The 16775-nt window shown below is 39.8% G+C and carries 10 protein-coding genes; 3 read left to right on the top strand and 7 right to left on the bottom strand.

Annotated features, from left to right (window positions below; genetic code table 11):
• Nucleotides 1-167 precede the first annotated feature (167 nt).
• The 6 genes from ACFG4S_RS25250 to ACFG4S_RS25225 form a co-directional block, all read right to left on the bottom strand.
• Entirely contained in the window at nt 168-1658 is a 1491-nt protein-coding gene (locus ACFG4S_RS25250) for a catalase (protein WP_392531680.1), read from the bottom strand.
• Nucleotides 1659-2287: 629 nt separating this feature from the next.
• Nucleotides 2288-3661 carry an alkaline phosphatase family protein gene (locus ACFG4S_RS25245; RefSeq protein WP_392531679.1) on the bottom strand — a complete coding sequence of 458 codons (1374 nt, stop codon included), beginning with the start codon at nt 3659-3661 and terminating at the stop codon, nt 2288-2290.
• A 15-nt stretch (nt 3662-3676) separates the two neighbouring features.
• Nucleotides 3677-4900 (bottom strand): metabolite traffic protein EboE, encoded by a 1224-nt coding sequence (eboE, locus tag ACFG4S_RS25240; protein WP_392531678.1) that lies wholly within the window; start codon nt 4898-4900, stop codon nt 3677-3679.
• A gap of 89 nt (nt 4901-4989) precedes the next feature.
• Nucleotides 4990-5922: a UbiA-like protein EboC gene (gene eboC / locus ACFG4S_RS25235; RefSeq protein ID WP_392531677.1), complete on the bottom strand. Its 933-nt coding sequence runs from the start codon at nt 5920-5922 to the stop codon at nt 4990-4992.
• Nucleotides 5923-5983: 61 nt separating this feature from the next.
• The gene (locus ACFG4S_RS25230) at nt 5984-6919 is read right to left on the bottom strand and encodes a TatD family hydrolase (RefSeq protein ID WP_392531676.1); all 936 of its coding nucleotides are present in this window, start codon (nt 6917-6919) and stop codon (nt 5984-5986) included.
• Between the two features lie 55 nt (nt 6920-6974).
• The gene (locus ACFG4S_RS25225; RefSeq protein WP_392531675.1) at nt 6975-7856 is read right to left on the bottom strand and encodes an EboA family metabolite traffic protein; all 882 of its coding nucleotides are present in this window, start codon (nt 7854-7856) and stop codon (nt 6975-6977) included.
• A 680-nt stretch (nt 7857-8536) separates the two neighbouring features.
• Here ACFG4S_RS25225 and ACFG4S_RS25220 point away from each other — a divergent pair.
• A complete protein-coding gene (locus tag ACFG4S_RS25220; protein ID WP_392531674.1) occupies nt 8537-9745 on the top strand; it encodes a 3-dehydroquinate synthase in 1209 nt (402 codons plus the stop codon).
• On the opposite strand, the gene ACFG4S_RS25215 is transcribed toward ACFG4S_RS25220, so the two are convergent.
• On the bottom strand, nt 9734-15538 hold the full coding sequence (locus ACFG4S_RS25215; protein ID WP_392531673.1) for an AAA family ATPase: 5805 nt from the start codon (nt 15536-15538) through the stop codon (nt 9734-9736). The two genes, ACFG4S_RS25220 and ACFG4S_RS25215, sit on opposite strands and share 12 nt — an antisense overlap.
• A gap of 134 nt (nt 15539-15672) precedes the next feature.
• Here ACFG4S_RS25215 and ACFG4S_RS25210 point away from each other — a divergent pair, with 134 nt between their 5' ends.
• Together ACFG4S_RS25210 and ACFG4S_RS25205 are read left to right on the top strand one after the other, a co-directional pair.
• Nucleotides 15673-16311, top strand: coding sequence for a lysophospholipid acyltransferase family protein (locus ACFG4S_RS25210; protein ID WP_392531672.1), 639 nt, complete (start codon nt 15673-15675; stop codon nt 16309-16311).
• 131 nt (nt 16312-16442) lie between these two features.
• Nucleotides 16443-16760: a DUF2288 domain-containing protein gene (locus ACFG4S_RS25205; RefSeq protein WP_392531671.1), complete on the top strand. Its 318-nt coding sequence runs from the start codon at nt 16443-16445 to the stop codon at nt 16758-16760.
• Nucleotides 16761-16775: the final 15 nt, after the last annotated feature.

Genomic DNA, 16775 nt, shown 5'->3' with positions numbered 1-16775 from the left:
GATGCTGGTTCGGATAAGCATTTTTCACTTTCCTTGCGATCTGGGGAATGGGAAAGGGGTAAAGGTTAAAGGATGTATTCAAAATTTTTCCCCTTTCCCCTTTTCCCCTGATTGGGTTATGGGGTAGCACAGGTGTGCTACTTTAACTAAACTTTTGCGTAGCGGTACTAAGTACCTACAGGTTGAGCAATAGCACTCAGCATTGAAGGATCGATTGAAATGCCTAACCCCTCAGCTACACGACTACCATAGGAAACATCCGCTCTAAAGAAATGGCAAAGTTGACGCATTTGAACGTCTTGTCTTGCTTGACTTAGAGTACCAGTGATATTTTTTACAAGACGTTCTTGCTGTTCGGGAGTCATTAACCGATATAGATCGCCCGCTTGGGTGTAATCATCATTTCCTTCACGATGACTGTAACGATGGGCGGCGACATCGCCTAGGTGAAGGGGTGGCTCATTGTATGCTGGGTTTTCTTTGGGTGTACCCTCTGCACTATTTGGTTCATAGTTAGGAGCGCTACCGCCGTTGTTTCCTAAAGCCATGAAGCCATCTCGCTGATTATGCATCACTGGACATTTGGGCTGGTTAACAGGTAGTTGCTGATAGTTACCACCCAAACGATAGCGTTGAGCATCTGGGTAAGAAAAGAGGCGAGCTTGCAGAACTTTGTCTGGAGAGAAACTAACCCCTGCGACTACTGCACTAGGGCTAAAAGCAGCTTGCTCAACTTCGGCAAAATAATTCTCAGGGTTACGATTTAGCTCTAAGATTCCCACTTCAATTAAGGGATATTCTGAATGCTTCCAAACTTTTGTCAAGTCAAAGGGATTATCTGTATGTTTTGACGCTTGTTCGTCTGTCATCACCTGAATACACATCCGCCACTTGGGATAGTCTCCTTGAGCGATCGCTTCAAACAAATCATGAGTCGCATGATCTGGATCTTCGCCCTTAATTTTAGCCGATTCTTCCTCAGTCAAGGTTTGATGCCCTTGCAGAGTCTTAAAGTGAAATTTGCACCAAACGCGATCGCCCTGAGCATTAATTAAACTGAAGGTGTGGCTACCAAAGCCATCCATATTTCGATAGGTTTTGGGAATTCCCCTGTCTGAAAACAGAATTGTCACTTGGTGCAGCGATTCTGGACTCAGTGACCAGAAATCCCACTTTGCATTATGTTCTTTGCAATTGGTTTGGGGATTACGCTTTTGGGTATGGATGAAATCAGGAAACTTGAGGGGGTCGCGGATGAAGAAGATCGGGGTATTATTACCTACAATATCCCAGTTGCCATCTTCAGTATAAAACTTAACAGCAAATCCTCTAGGGTCACGCTCGGCATCTGCTGAACCCTTTTCTCCACCAACTGTAGAAAAACGGAGCAAGACTTCCGTTTTCTTGCCAATCTCAGAAAAAAGCTTGGCTTTGCTGTAGCGACTAATATCATTGGTAACCGTAAAAGTACCGAAAGCCGCTGCACCTTTGGCATGAACAACTCTTTCAGGAATACGTTCTCGGTTGAAATGAGCCAGCTTTTCTATCAGGTGGAAATCCTGCATTAATAGAGGACCACGCGCCCCAGCAGTCAGTGAATTCTGGTTATCACCAACAGGGATACCATCAGCAGTTGTCAAGTTTTGGTGTTCAGTCATGGGTAAAGAAGCTCTCCATTAACTTATTCAAATTGCCCACTGTATATTTTAGGCAGTAGATAGACGAATGCCCATTGATAGAGCATGTTAATTCATAGTCATAACGAGTTTATAACTAAAGCATACTCGAAATGATTATGAATTACAAGAAGTTTTTTATATTTTTGGGATAATTGCCTGTAGGGGCGCACATTTAGCTGTGTGCCCCTAAGGAAAATTTATATCCCTGGCTTAGCCTGGATTTCTCACAAGCGAGAAATTGAGGGGTGTGGGGAGTGTGGGGAGAATGAGGAGGAATTGAGAATGGGCGCTTCATGTTGATCGCTTTACCTCCCACACCTCCCCACCCTATTAGTGAGAAATTCGGGTTACCTCACCCTCAATCCCTCTCCTTATAAAGGAGAGGGAAGCTAGAGACAGGATGAAGTTTTGCATCTTATTTAATCCACGTTCCTAACGATGAAAATGTAAAGATACGAAGTAAGTCAGTGGGAATAAACCAAATTATATTATGAAACGTAAATGGGCTTAAAATTCTTACCAATAAACAATCACTAATGACAAATGACGGTCTTAGGTAATTAGCTTTAATTACGCAGATTTACTTGTCGCATTTCTACATTTTTATTTCAGTTACTTAAATGTTTGAGAATCAACGAACAAACATCTGTAGCTTCAATTGTGTTTGTATCAATTAGATGAGTTTGATGAGTAATAAATAAAGCCCCTTCATCTGGAGAAGTGGTAATGTGACCGTGAGAACCACGTACTAAGGAAGCATCTAGAGGAATTACATCCATAAGGTAGCGAAAACCCAGTTGTTTTTTAAGTAACTTAAGGGCGATTTTTCCCTGAGGAAATTTAATTTTTGGATCGAGGAAAAGTTCTACCGGATCGTAACCAGGTTTGCGGTGAATATCTACAGTTCTGGCAAAATCAGGCGCTTTGCGATCGTCAAGCCAATAATAATAAGTAAACCAAGCGTCAGACTGGGCGATCGCCACTAACTCCCCGGATCTAGGATGATCGAGATGGTAGGCTTGTTTACCATCTCGATCCAATACTTGGGCGACGCCTTCAGTGGCTTCTAAAAGCGATCGTACTTTCGGAATATACGCCGGGTCGTTGACATATATATGAGCAATTTGGTGATCGGCAACAGCAAATGCAATACTAGCACCAAAATCAAGCAATTCTCGCCCCAATTCTTCCCGCACGGCAATTAAATTATTTTCCCGTAGGATGCGGTTCAAATCTACTGCTTTAGAAACTGGGGTAATACCATATTCAGAAAGAATAATTACTTGAGTATTTCGTGCTTGATAATATTCAATTAAATCGCCACAAACAGCATCAATTTGCTGTAAATCTGCTTGGATATGTGTTTTATCGTGAGCAAATTTTTGCAAACAGTAATCTAAATGTGGTAGATAAACTAGTGATAATGTCGGACTATAACGTTCCTCAATCCATTTGGCGGAATTGGCAATCCATTGGCTAGAAATAATTGAAGTTTTCGGTCCCCAAAAATCGAACAAGGGGAATTGCCCTAAATCAGATTGAATTGGCGATCGCACATCACTAGGATGTGTATAAATATCAGGTAATTTTCTCCCATCTGCGGGATACATTGGGCGCGGTGTAATGGCATAATCAGCTGAAGAATACATATTGTACCACCAAAAAAGGTTGGCACAAGTGAAATTGGGATCGATTGATTTAGCTATTTCCCAAACTTTTCGAGCCTGTACTAATTTATTAGATTGACGCCAAAATTTTACTTCACACTCATCGCGGAAGTACCAACCATTAGCAACAATTCCATGTTCATCAGGTAATTTTCCAGTTAAATAAGTAGCTTGAACAGAACAAGTTACAGCAGGTAATACTGTTTTGATGGGAACCACTTGACCTTTAGCAGCCCAAGCAGATAGAAACGGCGTGCTTTCTCCCAATAAGCTAGGCGTTAATCCCACAACATTTAGAACAACTGTTTTTTGCATAAACTTAATTTCCTCTTATTTTACAGCGAGTTCTTTTAATACCCATTCATATTCTCGCTGAATTGAAGTCAGCAAATCTATTTTCATTTCTGATGGCAATACATCCCAAGTATAAGTCTCAATTTCTAAATGTGAGCAAGCATTGTTTGCCTGAAGTAGATGTAAAACAGTAGCAATGTCATTTTGCGTGGACTGCAAAATTTGATAATCATGAATGAAAATTGGGACATGAAAATGAGTACGCCATTCTTCAGCTAGAGATTGCTCTAAATATGGTAATGCAGTTATTAAATCAGGATAGTGATGGAATGTATCATCATTACGATGTTCGATTACTTGGTGAAGATATGTAGATTCTGCAAAAGGACGTAACCGTTCAACTATCAAAGTACGCTTCTCAACTTCAGGAGGTATTTTTACTTTAATTGCGGCACTAATTTGAATCTTACCAATCTTAATTCCTGCCGATTCTAAACGCGTAAATACAGACTTTGGTTCTTCATATTCAACTGAGAAATGGCAGGTATCATAACAAAGCCGGACGTGTTCTAGTAATTTAATTTCGGCGAAGCTCTGTGTAATACTTAGCTTATTTGATAAAATTTTCCCACCAATTGGCAATAACCAATTTTCAAAAAAATCAATTACTTCTGAAGTATTTTCAATTAAACCATCTGGCTCAGGCTCTAAATCAATATGAAGCAATTTTCCCGTTTCTTCCCAGATACGAACCATTTCTGCAACAACTGATACTAGATTAAAACAAATTTTTTGGAGAATTATCTCAAAAGTACCTTGGTCTTTTTGCCACCAAGGTTTATAAGATAATGGCAGTGTAGAAATTCCGCCATCTAGTCCGTTTGGTAACAGAGTTGCTAGAATTTGCATTAGATTTAATGTGTAATTCAACCGTTCTTCTGTAGACCAATCTGGTGAATAAACCTGGTCTTTTACCACCTGTCGATGAAATCCACCGTAAGGAAATCCATTTAATGTAAAAACGTATAAATTTTCTTTAGTTAGCCATTCCTGGAATTGAGCTAAGTTATTATTTTGTAACAGTTCATTAGCGGCTATATGTGCTAATCTTAAACCAATCCCAAAAGGTAGTGTAGGGGATAAACGTGATTTTAGATTGGGAATATATTGTTGTAAATTGGCGAAAACCTCGAGCCAACTTTCCCCAGGATGAATATTGCTGCAATAAGTTAAGTGAAAGTTATTGTTTGTAATTTTCATTTTCTAGCTTTATCCTCTGTTTTTGATTTGCACGCAGAGATGCAGCACTTCTGCGTGATATTTTCATAGTTATATTGAGCAAGGTTAATTTAAGTCACGGCAAATATTTTTGCTAATTTCATCGAAATTGGCAGTAAAATTAGGACTGCTAAACCGTAATACAAACCAGCAAAACCAGATGCAACCGTTGCATCTAAGACAATTAGAGACAAAACGCCTATTTTCACCGCATTTCGGATGTTTTCAGCTACAGGTTCACGCGCAGCTTTGATAAAATTAGGCAAGACTCGGATAGCTAATAAAATAGCAAATGGTAATGCGGCGATCGCTGTATACTCTGGTAATAATCCTAAAGCTAAAATAGCCGTCAAAACTATTGCAATTAGGACTAGTGCTATGACTCCTGTAATTTTTTTCCCTCCGTGAACTTCTCCCTGACTAATTGCAGTGATTGCCGCAATATAAATAACAGGAATTAGGACTAAATACCAACGTTCTGCTATTATCAATGGTACAGCACTTACACCTAATAATAAGTTACTGCCACGGCATAAACCCATATTAAGCGGGCCAAAAAAAGGATGATGTTTAGCGAGCGAATCATAGAGCAGCGATGCCAGAGTAATAAATATAGCGATCGCCGCACTCACCCACGATACTTGAAAAGCCGCTCCTATGCCGATTGCAAACAATATACTTCCCAAAAAAGTAGCATTTCGACGGGACACACGACCGCTAGGAATTGCTCTATTTGGTCGTTCTTTGGCATCTAGTTCCGCATCAAAAACATCATTAAAAACAATACCACCGCCGTATAAACCAGTTGTAGCTAATAACAACCAAGCTAATATAACTAAACTGGCAAAACTTGCTTCACCATTGATTAATGCAGCAAAAATAATCGTTGAACCAGAAGCAGCAAAACCAACCAAAATATCAGCCCAAGCAGTCACAATATTAGCCGGACGCATCAATTCCAGATAACCCCGCCACCCTTGAAAATTCAAATTTGCAACATTCATAAAATCCTCTCCTCCTACTGTCTCTGCGCCTCTCTTGTCTCTGCGTGAGACAAAAAAACTTCTACTCAATCAGCACCGAAACCGAATTAATTCCCGGTTCTTGTCCTCGCAATACAGAATTTCCACTAAATAGCTGACGTTGATCGACAGATTCCGGATTGAGCCAATCTGAGGCTTTCATTTGCCCAGTTTGACTATAAGCAGCTAAGGCATTTTCGTAACAAACTGCTCGCACATGTTCTTCAGGAATGCCTCTTTCTAACATCAACTGAGCCGTTTTCGGAACTGCTAACGGATCGCTAATACCCCAATCAGCACTACTATCGACAATAATGCGATTTTGTCCATATTTGCGAACAACTTCCACCATCCTGGCGTTACCCATCTTCGTTTGGGGGTAAATCGTGAAAGCTGCCCAAAAACCACGTCTTAGTACATCCTCAACAGTTTCCTCATTGTTATGGTCGATAATTACTTGTGAAGGATCTAAGCCATATTCAACACACCTTTCCATACTCCGAATAGCACCCGCTTTCTTATTACGATGGGGTGTATGAACGAGTACTAACATATCGAGTTCTTTGGCTAATGCTAACTGTTCACAAAAGTATTTGTCTTCTGCTTCTGTCATATCGTCGTAGCCAATTTCGCCAATGGCGACAACTCCCTCTTTACAAGCATAAAGCGGTAGTAGTTCGATAACTTCTGCTGCTAACGCCTCATTGTTAGCTTCTTTGGGATTTAAGCCGATTGTGCAGTAATGTTGGATGCCAAACTGACTAGCACGAAATCTTTCCCAGCCCACAAGAGTACTGAAATAGTCTTTGAATGTGCCGGCGTTGGTTCGGGGTTGTCCTAACCAAAAAGCTGGTTCAATAACAGCAACAATGCCATATTCCCGCATTACGAGGTAGTCGTAAGTAGTACGGGAACACATGTGAATGTGAGGATCGATAAACATTATAGTTTGGTTTAATTTGGTTTGGTTATTCAGCATTGGTTTTTCCTTCGTCCTTAGTCCCCAGTCTCCTTTATTGGGAAACAACAAGGCGTTAGCGCCGCTCGCCGCAAGCATCGCGGCTAAAACTGTTCCAAGTCAGATTACCCTGTTGAATAGATGAGTGTAAATCTGGATAATGGGAAAGTAATGCTTGCGCTTTAGGTAAAGAAGATTCAGCACAAGCTAATGCTGCTGCTTCTTTCTCGGCTATATCGCCAGTAGCCAGAACTTTTTCTAAATCTGCGATGATTGCACTATCCGCAAATTTCCCTACAAGTCGCCAAAGTTCTGGGGGAACTGAGCGTTTAGCTGCCCAACGTTCGTGGGCGTAGTTGACCAACATCCTGGCTAATTCTGGATTGGCGCGACGATCCAAACCCCAAATTTGATGCAACGGGCTGCCAACAAACACAGCCTTCAGCACCATCTGATTCCAAGCGGCATTATCTAAATAATTTGCCGGATAAGAGTTGCCTAATGCTATGGCTTGGAACACATTAGTCATATTGCTGCGAATTCCCTCAGCAGTCCGGTGGCGATGTAATTCTGGATGTGGCAATAGAGGCAAACTTTGATAAAGTGCAACTAACTCGCCCATATCGGCACTAGAGAAGACTCGATCGAGCGATCGCACATAGCCGTCAGCATCATTATGGGGTAAAGCTAAAAGTAAGAGTGTGCGACCTGCTTGATCTACAGTCCAATTATCAGGATACCAAGCAGGAACTATTTCCTGGGCTGCTTCCAAGTCTTGGGATGTTAGCTGCAAATTCTCTTTACCCAGATAACGCGGTACAGCACTAAAAGCTGTGAAAAAGACTCGCTCAGCAGCACCGCCAGCAATCTGTGCCTGTTTCTGTTCCAGCCAAGCTATAGCTGTCTCAGAAACAGACCGTAGTAACCACTGATGTAGTAACTTGTTTACTTTGCTCATATAAATTCAGCGTCAGTTGTTCAACTTTTTTGTAACAACTATGTATAATTTTTAGCATTAAATTGGATACTTTATTATTCAACCAAGTCCATAGTATATTACTTAGCTAATAACTTCATTGAATCTATAAAATTATCCTCTTTTTAAATAAGATATTGTAAAGATATGATTATGAATTGATAAAATCTCAAGTTAGGTTACTGAAAATAATTAAAATTTTATGTAACGATAAGATCTACTGCCAAAGTTTAGATATAAAGTCTAGGCATTAATAAATAAATTTGCCAATAAATGTTATTTTAGATTTTATCTAACAATGGTTGAAAGCACTGTAAATCTATGATTTATTAGCTTAATATTGACTGGCAAATTATTTACAGTAGTTTTCTTCGCATGAGGTACAAAGTTATAGGTTTTGAGGCAGGAGGCAGAAGGCAAGATATAGAAAGTCCGCGTCCTTTTAGAGAGAAGTAAGCTAGGCTTTTTGCGTCTCGTAGAGAGCGTCGGCAGAAGTTATAAACTGTTTATGTATAATTTTAATTCCTGCATTTTGTACCTCAGTTACTTGCAAACTCGTGTAGCTGAAGTGTCAGGTTGATTCATTTTGTTAAAATTACTCCTAATTTTAATTAGAAGTAGCACATCTACTCACAGTTAATTAAAAATTAATAATATTAAATATGGCTCTTAAACAAAAGACTACTCTCAATGTGCAACCAATTCATCAATGTGTTAAAGTAACCTTTAACTATGATGTTCAGTTCACTAGAGGTCTATTTGAGTTAAATAATCCAATACTTGCACAAGTGATTACCGCAAATGGAGAGATAACTCCAAAACGAGTGCTAGTAGTGGTAGATGGAGGAGTTTTACATTACCAAAAAGGGTTGCTAAAAAAATTATCAGCTTATGCCGAGTATTATGCAGATGTACTCAGACTTAGTGGTGAACCGATCGTAGTTCCAGGCGGAGAAGCAGTCAAGAATGATTCTAGATTGATAGAGCAAATTCATCAGATTATTAATGCAGCTGGATTGTGCCGTCACTCCTACGTGTTAGCCATTGGAGGTGGCGCCGTGCTAGACATGGTAGGATATGCAGCAGCAACGGCTCACCGAGGAATTCGGCTCCTACGGGTACCGACGACAGTATTAGGGCAAAATGATTCCGGTGTAGGGGTAAAAAATGGAATCAATGCTTTTGGTAAGAAGAACTTTCTCGGTACATTCATGCCACCTTATGCTGTATTGAATGACTTTGATTTTATCACTAGTCTTGACGATCGCGATTGGCGATCGGGTATTGCAGAAGCCGTGAAAGTTGCGCTGATTAAAGATGCGGATTTCTTCGATTTTATTAGGACTTATGCCGATAGATTAGCTAATCGAGACATGGACATCATGGAAAGGCTAATTTATCGCTGTTCCCAGTTGCACTTAGAGCATATTGCTAATAGCGGCGATCCTTTTGAAATGGGTTCATCGCGTCCTTTGGATTTTGGACACTGGGCTGCTCACAAACTGGAGCATTTAACCAATTACAGTTTACGTCACGGTGAAGCTGTGGCGATCGGCATTGCTTTAGACACAACTTATTCATATTTAGCAGGGCAACTCTTACAATCAGAATGGCAAAGAGTTCTAGTAACGCTGAAGAAATTAGGCTTCACATTGTACATACCTGAACTAGCAGAGGAATTAGATCGACCAGACCATCCAAATTGTATATTTAGAGGCATCACAGAGTTCCGCGAACACTTAGGAGGAAATTTAACAATTACCCTTCTAGAAGGAATCGGGCAGGGAATGGAAGTTAACCAAGTGGATTTATCTTTGTATAAAGATGCTATTTCATTACTGCAAGATTGGGAACTTTTGCTACAGGGGTAGCTGGATCTCAAATTCAGTACCTTCGCCGGGTCTAGAATTTACCTCGATCGCTCCTCCATGTTTTTCTACGACAATCTGACGAGCGATCGCCAACCCCAAACCTGTCCCTTTTCCTACAGGTTTCGTCGTAAATAAATGGTCAAATATCTTTTGTTTAACTTCTTCATTCATCCCCTGAGCATTATCAGCGATCGCTATTTTAATCTGTTTATTTTTGAATGAAGTTTGAATTGTAATCTTATTAGGATTTATTTGAATTTCTGCAAAACTCCGTCCCGTATTCGACTCATCTAAAGCATCAATAGCATTTGCCAAGATGTTCATAAAGACCTGATTTAGTTGCCCAGGAAAACACTCAATCTGTGGTAAATTACCATACTCGGTTATCACTTCAATTCCTGGACGTTGTTCGTTAGCTTTCAGGCGATGTTTGAGAATTAAAATCGTACTTTCAATTCCTTCATGGATATTAAACGGCACTTTGTAATCTTTATCTGCACGGGAGAAAGTTCTTAAACTAGTACTGATATTTTTCAGGCGATCGCACGCCATCACCATTGAATCAATTGCCTTGGGTAAGTCTTGTAAACTATAATCCAAGTCAATTTCTTCAGCATGTTCGATAATTTGATCGCCAGGATGTGGTAAGATTTCTTGATATAATTTTAGGTGTTCAACAACATCAGCAATAGTAGGTTTAGCTTGTTTGAGACTCGCAGAAATAAAGCCCAAAGGATTATTCATTTCATGGGCTACACCAGCTACTAAATTACCCAGTGCTGACATTTTCTCGTTCTGAACAATTTGTAATTGTGCTTGTTGTAAATCTTCTAAGGCTGTTCCAAGTGCTTGAGATTTTTCTGTTACGGCTGACTCAGCTTGTTTGCGATCCGTAATATTAATAGTTGTCCCGACTACGCGATAAACTTTCCCTGTCTCATCTTTTAATGGACTGAGTGTGGTTAAGAACCAAATTTTATCGTCATTAAATGTTAGACATTCTTCATAGGTAATGGGTGTTCCAGTTTGGAAGCAATGCAGATATTTTTGCTCGATTGCTGCACTTTCATCAGGAGTCATTATTTCTTGTGGACTTTTACCCAGGACTTGCCAAGCAGGTATACCAACCGTTAATTCGCACGATTTACTCCATCCTGTGTACTCAAATCTACCATTATCCCGAATATCAGTCACAAAAATCAGACAGCCAACACCTTCGTAAATACTATTGAGGAACTTTCCTCGTTCCTGGAGATGATTATATAATTGGGCATTTTCCAAAGAAATCGCAGCTTGAGTGCAGAGGAAATTTACAATAGAAAGGCGATCGCTAGTAAATACCCCTTGCGTTAGTTTATTTTCTAGGTAAAGAATCCCCAGCAAATGCCCCTGATTAATAATCGGGGTACATAATATACTTTGGGGTTGTGTTTGATACATGTATTTTCCAATTAAGCCAATAATATCTGTTTTACAATTGTCTATAACAACTGTTTGTTGAGTATTTTTGACGTAATTGATCACTTTTACAGGAACATCTTCACAATTATCGAGTAATTCTCTTGCCAGAATAGTTTGTATTTTTCCATCAGCAATAAAGGTAATTGCTCGGACTTGCCAAGTATCATCTTGGGGAAGCAGCAGTACACATTTTTTTGCACCAGAGTTTTCTAAGATAATGCGGGTGAGACTAGCAATCACTCGATCTAATTCTAGACAACTGGAGATAGCTTGAGCGGCTTTGAGGACAGAAGTAAAATCTAGTGCATCAGAAATACTGGTACTGCCAGTGCTAGAAGTGCGAGTAGATGAGGAAGTGCCACGAAAGCTAATATTTTCTAGGGTATTGAGATTAATTCGTTGGTGTTGCAGAATCGATTGCAGTAGTTGGGGATAGCATTTTTCTAGGTGTTCTATTTTGGCTTTTGCGCCCCAACGAGCGTAGCAGTAGTATGCTTCTTGCATATATACTTGGGCAACTTTTTCTTTACCCCAATCGAGATAAAATTTGGCTACTAGTTCATTGCTAAGTGCTTCTTCTTGAATGTAGCTGTTAGCTTTAGCTAGAGTTATGGCGCGATCGTAATGTTCAAGTGCTTCTGCTTTATTACCCAACACTCGTTGTTTTTCAGCCTCAACTAAATGCCATTTATGCAGATGATTCATGGGAGCATTTTGCGCCCATTTGTGCAGATTGATTTGATAGATTTCTACCTGGGCGAGAATTAGAGAAAGTTCAACTTCTGGCTGGGAGGGAAATAGTGCCAAGTGTATCAGGGCTGCATAGAAATGGAAAATCGGCACAAAAATTAATCCTGATACTGCGAGTAAATATTCTTTGGCTTGGTCAATATAGGCGATCGCTGCCTTGTAGTTACCAAAAGAATAGGCAAGCAAAAGTTTGTAGATATAGAGTTCGGCTATTACCGTGAGTTCATTAGCCTGACGATGTTTGAGAATCATCACCGTTTCATCGTAGATGCTGCCGCTCAAACAATCCGGCTGAATTTGCGTTTCCCTGAAGTTCTCTGCCACCTGCCGCATAATACTTACATAAGTTTGGGCAGAATGTTGCTTCGCCTGAGTCAAGGCGGCGTTGTAATTTGTGATATCTGATTCCAAATTGTTTAATTCAAAGCCACTCCAAAACACCGCATAGCTGTAACAACATACGTTATAGCCAGCATGTAAAAAATCACCAGTTTCCATACCAGATGTAAAACCAGTTTTCAGCAATGGTATCGTTTCGGAGAGAGCTTTTCGGTGATGCTGAATAAAACCGCCAAATAACATGGAAATTGTGGATTTGAATTCCCTCAGATTGAACTGATCGAGCAAATTCAATGCCAATTGCCCAAAGCCATAGCCCACTTCGACCTCTCCCAAAAAGGCACACAGCACCATTCCGTGAAGCCCATAACCCACCGTGGAGGCGGGCGCATTCCCGAACTGAAGCGATAGACTGACCATTGTGGAGCTAATTAGAGGCAATAAACCCGGCATTCCCTGGAAAACGGGTGCAAACAACATTCCTAACAGTTGCATGGCTGCTTGCGCTTGGAGATCGGTCATTACTGGGAGGTCAGCCAGTTCCTCAATTTGTTTACCTTTGAGTTGATTGGCAAGGATTTGTAAAGCTTTACCAATCTCAGCATCATTTGGTTCAATAGGTAGCTCAACTCCCAATTGTAAGAGTGCATCTCTGCCAACTGCGATCGCATCTAACATTCTGCTTTGGGCAGTCTGGGCAGCAATTTGAATTTCGTAAATTTTAACTTTGTCTAAAATCGTCTCGGCTGATTGCAACACCTGTACTGCTATCTGTTCCATGCCATCAAGGTCAGCATTCAAGTAGGCGGCTTCAGTGGCGGCAACATAAAGATTCAGGGTCAATTCATATTCATCTTGCCAGCAGTTGACTGTGAGTAGCTCAATTCCAGTTTGTAAATAGGCTCTGGCCGCAGCATAAGCGGTGGAATTTTTGGCTTTACTTCCTGCTGCCAAGTTAAGTTGAGTCAAGGCTTTTCGTTCGTTTAATTGAGTGATTAACTCTTGTCCTAAATTCAAATGCCCGACAATATCAAATAGTTTTTCCTCTTGTTGTATTTGAGAGGAATTTTGTAAAACTAATTTACCAATTTTCAGATGAGTTGCTTGTTTTTGGTTATCAGGAATTAGAGAATAGGCAGCTTGTTGTACTTGGTCATGTAAAAATCTATAAAAAACTGTTCTTCTCTCGCTATTTTCTAATGACAAATGACCACTAACCAATGACGAATCCTGATAAAATTTATAAACATCACTAATCGGTAAAATTAATCCCTCTTGCAAAGCTTTCCATAAGCTAGCAGCTGTTTCAATTTCTGATTTTTCCGAAACAATTGCTAAAGTTGCTAAATCAAATTGATTACCAATACAAGCAGCTAACTGCAAGATATTTTGAGTTGATTGATGCAGCTTTTGTAATTGAAATACCATGAACTTAACAACATCATCTGTAACTGCTTGCTGATTAATCTGTGTGATATCACATTGCCAATACCCTGACTTAAAGTTAAATTCAATCAATCCATCTTGATGTAATGCCTTGAGAAACTGTATAGCGAAAAACGGATTACCTTCAGTTTTTTGAGATACAAGTAGAGAAAGAGGTAATGCCAAATTTTCTGTACATTTAAGTGTATCAGCTACCAATTGATTCACTTGCCCTTGAGTAAGTGGTGCTAAAGTAATTGTATTAATCGTAGCTGCTGTTTTTTGGATATCATTCAAAGTCAACATTAACGGATGTGCTGGGTTGACTTCGTTATCACGATAAGCACCAATTAAGAAAAGATGACCTGTATCAGCCATTAATAACTGCATTAACGTCAGTGATGCCGAATCAGCCCATTGCAAATCGTCTAAAAACATCACTAATGGATGTTCTTCAGTGGTAAAGACTTGGGTAAATTTCTGGAATAATAAATTAAATCGATTTTGTGCCGCAGTTCCTGATAATTCTGTAGCAGGTGGTTGTTTACCAATAATTCTTTCTAATTCGGGGATGACTTCAATAATTACCTGTCCATTATCACCTACAGCCGCTAAAATATTAGTTTTAAATTGCTGGATTTGAGCATCGCTTTCTGTTAATAATTGTCCCATTAAATCCCGGAAGGCTTGCACAAATGCACTGAAGGGAATATTTCTTTGAAATTGGTCATATTTCCCTTTGATAAAATAACCGCGTTGTTTGACAATTGGTTTATGAACTTCGTTAACGACAACAGTTTTTCCAATACCGGAAAAACCAGCTACCAGCATCATTTCTGTTGCCCCAAGGCTAACTCTCTCAAATGCTTGGAGTAGGGTTTCTACTTCTGTTTCTCTTCCATAAAGTTTGTCGGGGATAATAAACCTGTCGCATACATCTTGTTGGGCAATTTCAAAACTCTGAATTTCACCAGTTTCTTTTAGCTGATGTAAACAGTTTTCTAAATCAAACTTCAGCCCCAATGCACCCTGATAGCGGTCTTCAGCATTTTTTGCCATCAATTTAATCACAATATCTGACAACATTTGCGGAATTTCTTCGCTTTTGATTTGTTCTGGAAGTTTTGCAATATGATAATGTACCAATTCCATAACATCATTTGACCGAAAAGGTAACTCACCTGTGAGTAATTCGTAAAAAGTGACGCCCAGAGAATAAAAATCAGTCCGGTAGTCAATCCCACGATTCATTCTTCCGGTTTGTTCTGGAGAAATATAACCAAGTGTTCCTTCCAACACATTGGGATTCATCAGTGTTTGAGTTTCCCGTGGTAATAAAGATGCAATACTAAAGTCAATTAATTTAACTTGCTTGGTTTTGGGATTAATTAAAATATTGGCAGGTTTAATATCTTTATGAATAATGCGATCGCAATACAATATATCTAAAGTATTAGATAGAGCGATCGCAATTTCTAAAAACTCTTGTATAAACCCTTTAGATCGCGTCTTTAGAGAGGTTAAATATTCTTTTAGGGCAATTCCCCCAAAATCTTCCATCACCAGCGCATAGCCATTCTGATAAGGTTCCAGGCTATAAGTTTGAATGATTAGAGGTGAGTTGAGATTTTTAGCTATGGTGTACTGATTGCGGAATTGTACCAGTTCGCTAAAACTAGGATAAGGATTCTTCAGTAATTTAATCACTACAGGTAATGAGTCGGCCTCTCGATACCCTCGATAAACCAGTGTTCGAGAACCGTTGTAGAGTTGTTCGCTAATTTGATATCCAGGAATACTGACTATATTGCTAACCATACTGTTAAATCCTAAACATTTCCAGATTTAGTATTCCCAGATGAGTGAAGCAATTCTTGTGTATGGCTTTTTTGCGTTTGCCTTCGGTCTTGCGATCGCTTATGCTAAATCTAATCTAATTGGAATTGTTTTCTGTGGACAGAAACCGCGAACCGTTTATTAGTCTGGCACTTTACCACACTTTGAAATGGTCGGTCGTCAGCCCCATGTTTCATACTTACTTTCGAGGCCAGATTTATGGTGCAGAAAATGTCCCCCAATCAGGGCCATTGGTGGTTGTGAGTAATCATGCTAGTTACTTTGATCCTCCCATAGTCTCTAATTGTGTACGTCGTCCAGTAGCCTACATGGCCAAAGAAGAATTATTTGATATCCCCATTTTGGCGCAAGTAATTAAACTCTATGGTGCTTACCCTGTGAGTCGGGGAAATGCCGATCGCAATGCCATTCGTTCAGCTTTAGAATATCTCAATCACGGTTGGGCTGTAGGTGTTTTCTTAGAAGGTACTCGTACCCCAGATGGTCGAATTACAGACCCAAAAAGAGGCGCACTACTACTAGCAGCAAAAGCAAAAGCTCCAATATTACCAGTAAGTCTTTTGGGTACTGAGGGAATTTTACAAAAAGGTTCAAAAATACCCCGCTCAGTTCCCGTTACAATCAGAATTGGTAACTTAATTGATCCTCCCAATTCCACGAACAAACAGGAATTGGAGATGTTAACACAAAAGTGCGCCACCGTGATTAATGAAATGCATGAGTTAGGACAATGAGTTACACAAGCCTAAATATATACTTTAAGAAAATAGCGATCGCCACTTGAATTTTCATTGGTTATTTGTCAAGAAGTACGAACTAGTGAATAATAAAAAAATGGCTATCTACAAATAAACATTGAGGAACAATGTCGGATTTAAGAGCAGAATTAACAGAAAGTCTAGATGAGGCAGAATGGGAGTGGCTAATTCCTCATGTGCAGCGAGATGCAGTAATTTTGGTGGCACTTGAGTTAAACTTGGTGGATGTTGGGGTAGCGATCGCCAATGATAACACTGCATCAGTGCAACAATGGATTAGCGAACAATTAATTACCAAACCTACCACAATACAGGTAGGAGAATGGAATGGCGATCCCTTAAGCGGGCTACCCCAACGCAACAAACGATTTAATACTCTCATCGTTCAGCCTTACGTTTTAGTGCAAGAAATAATCACAGCTTAATGAAGAGAATTTATT

The sequence above is a fragment of the Nostoc sp. C117 genome (assembly GCF_043099735.1).
Classification (GTDB): Bacteria; Cyanobacteriota; Cyanobacteriia; order Cyanobacteriales; family Nostocaceae; genus Nostoc.
Note: the sequence above shows the minus strand (reverse complement) of the source record. Positions and strands in the feature narration are given on the sequence as shown.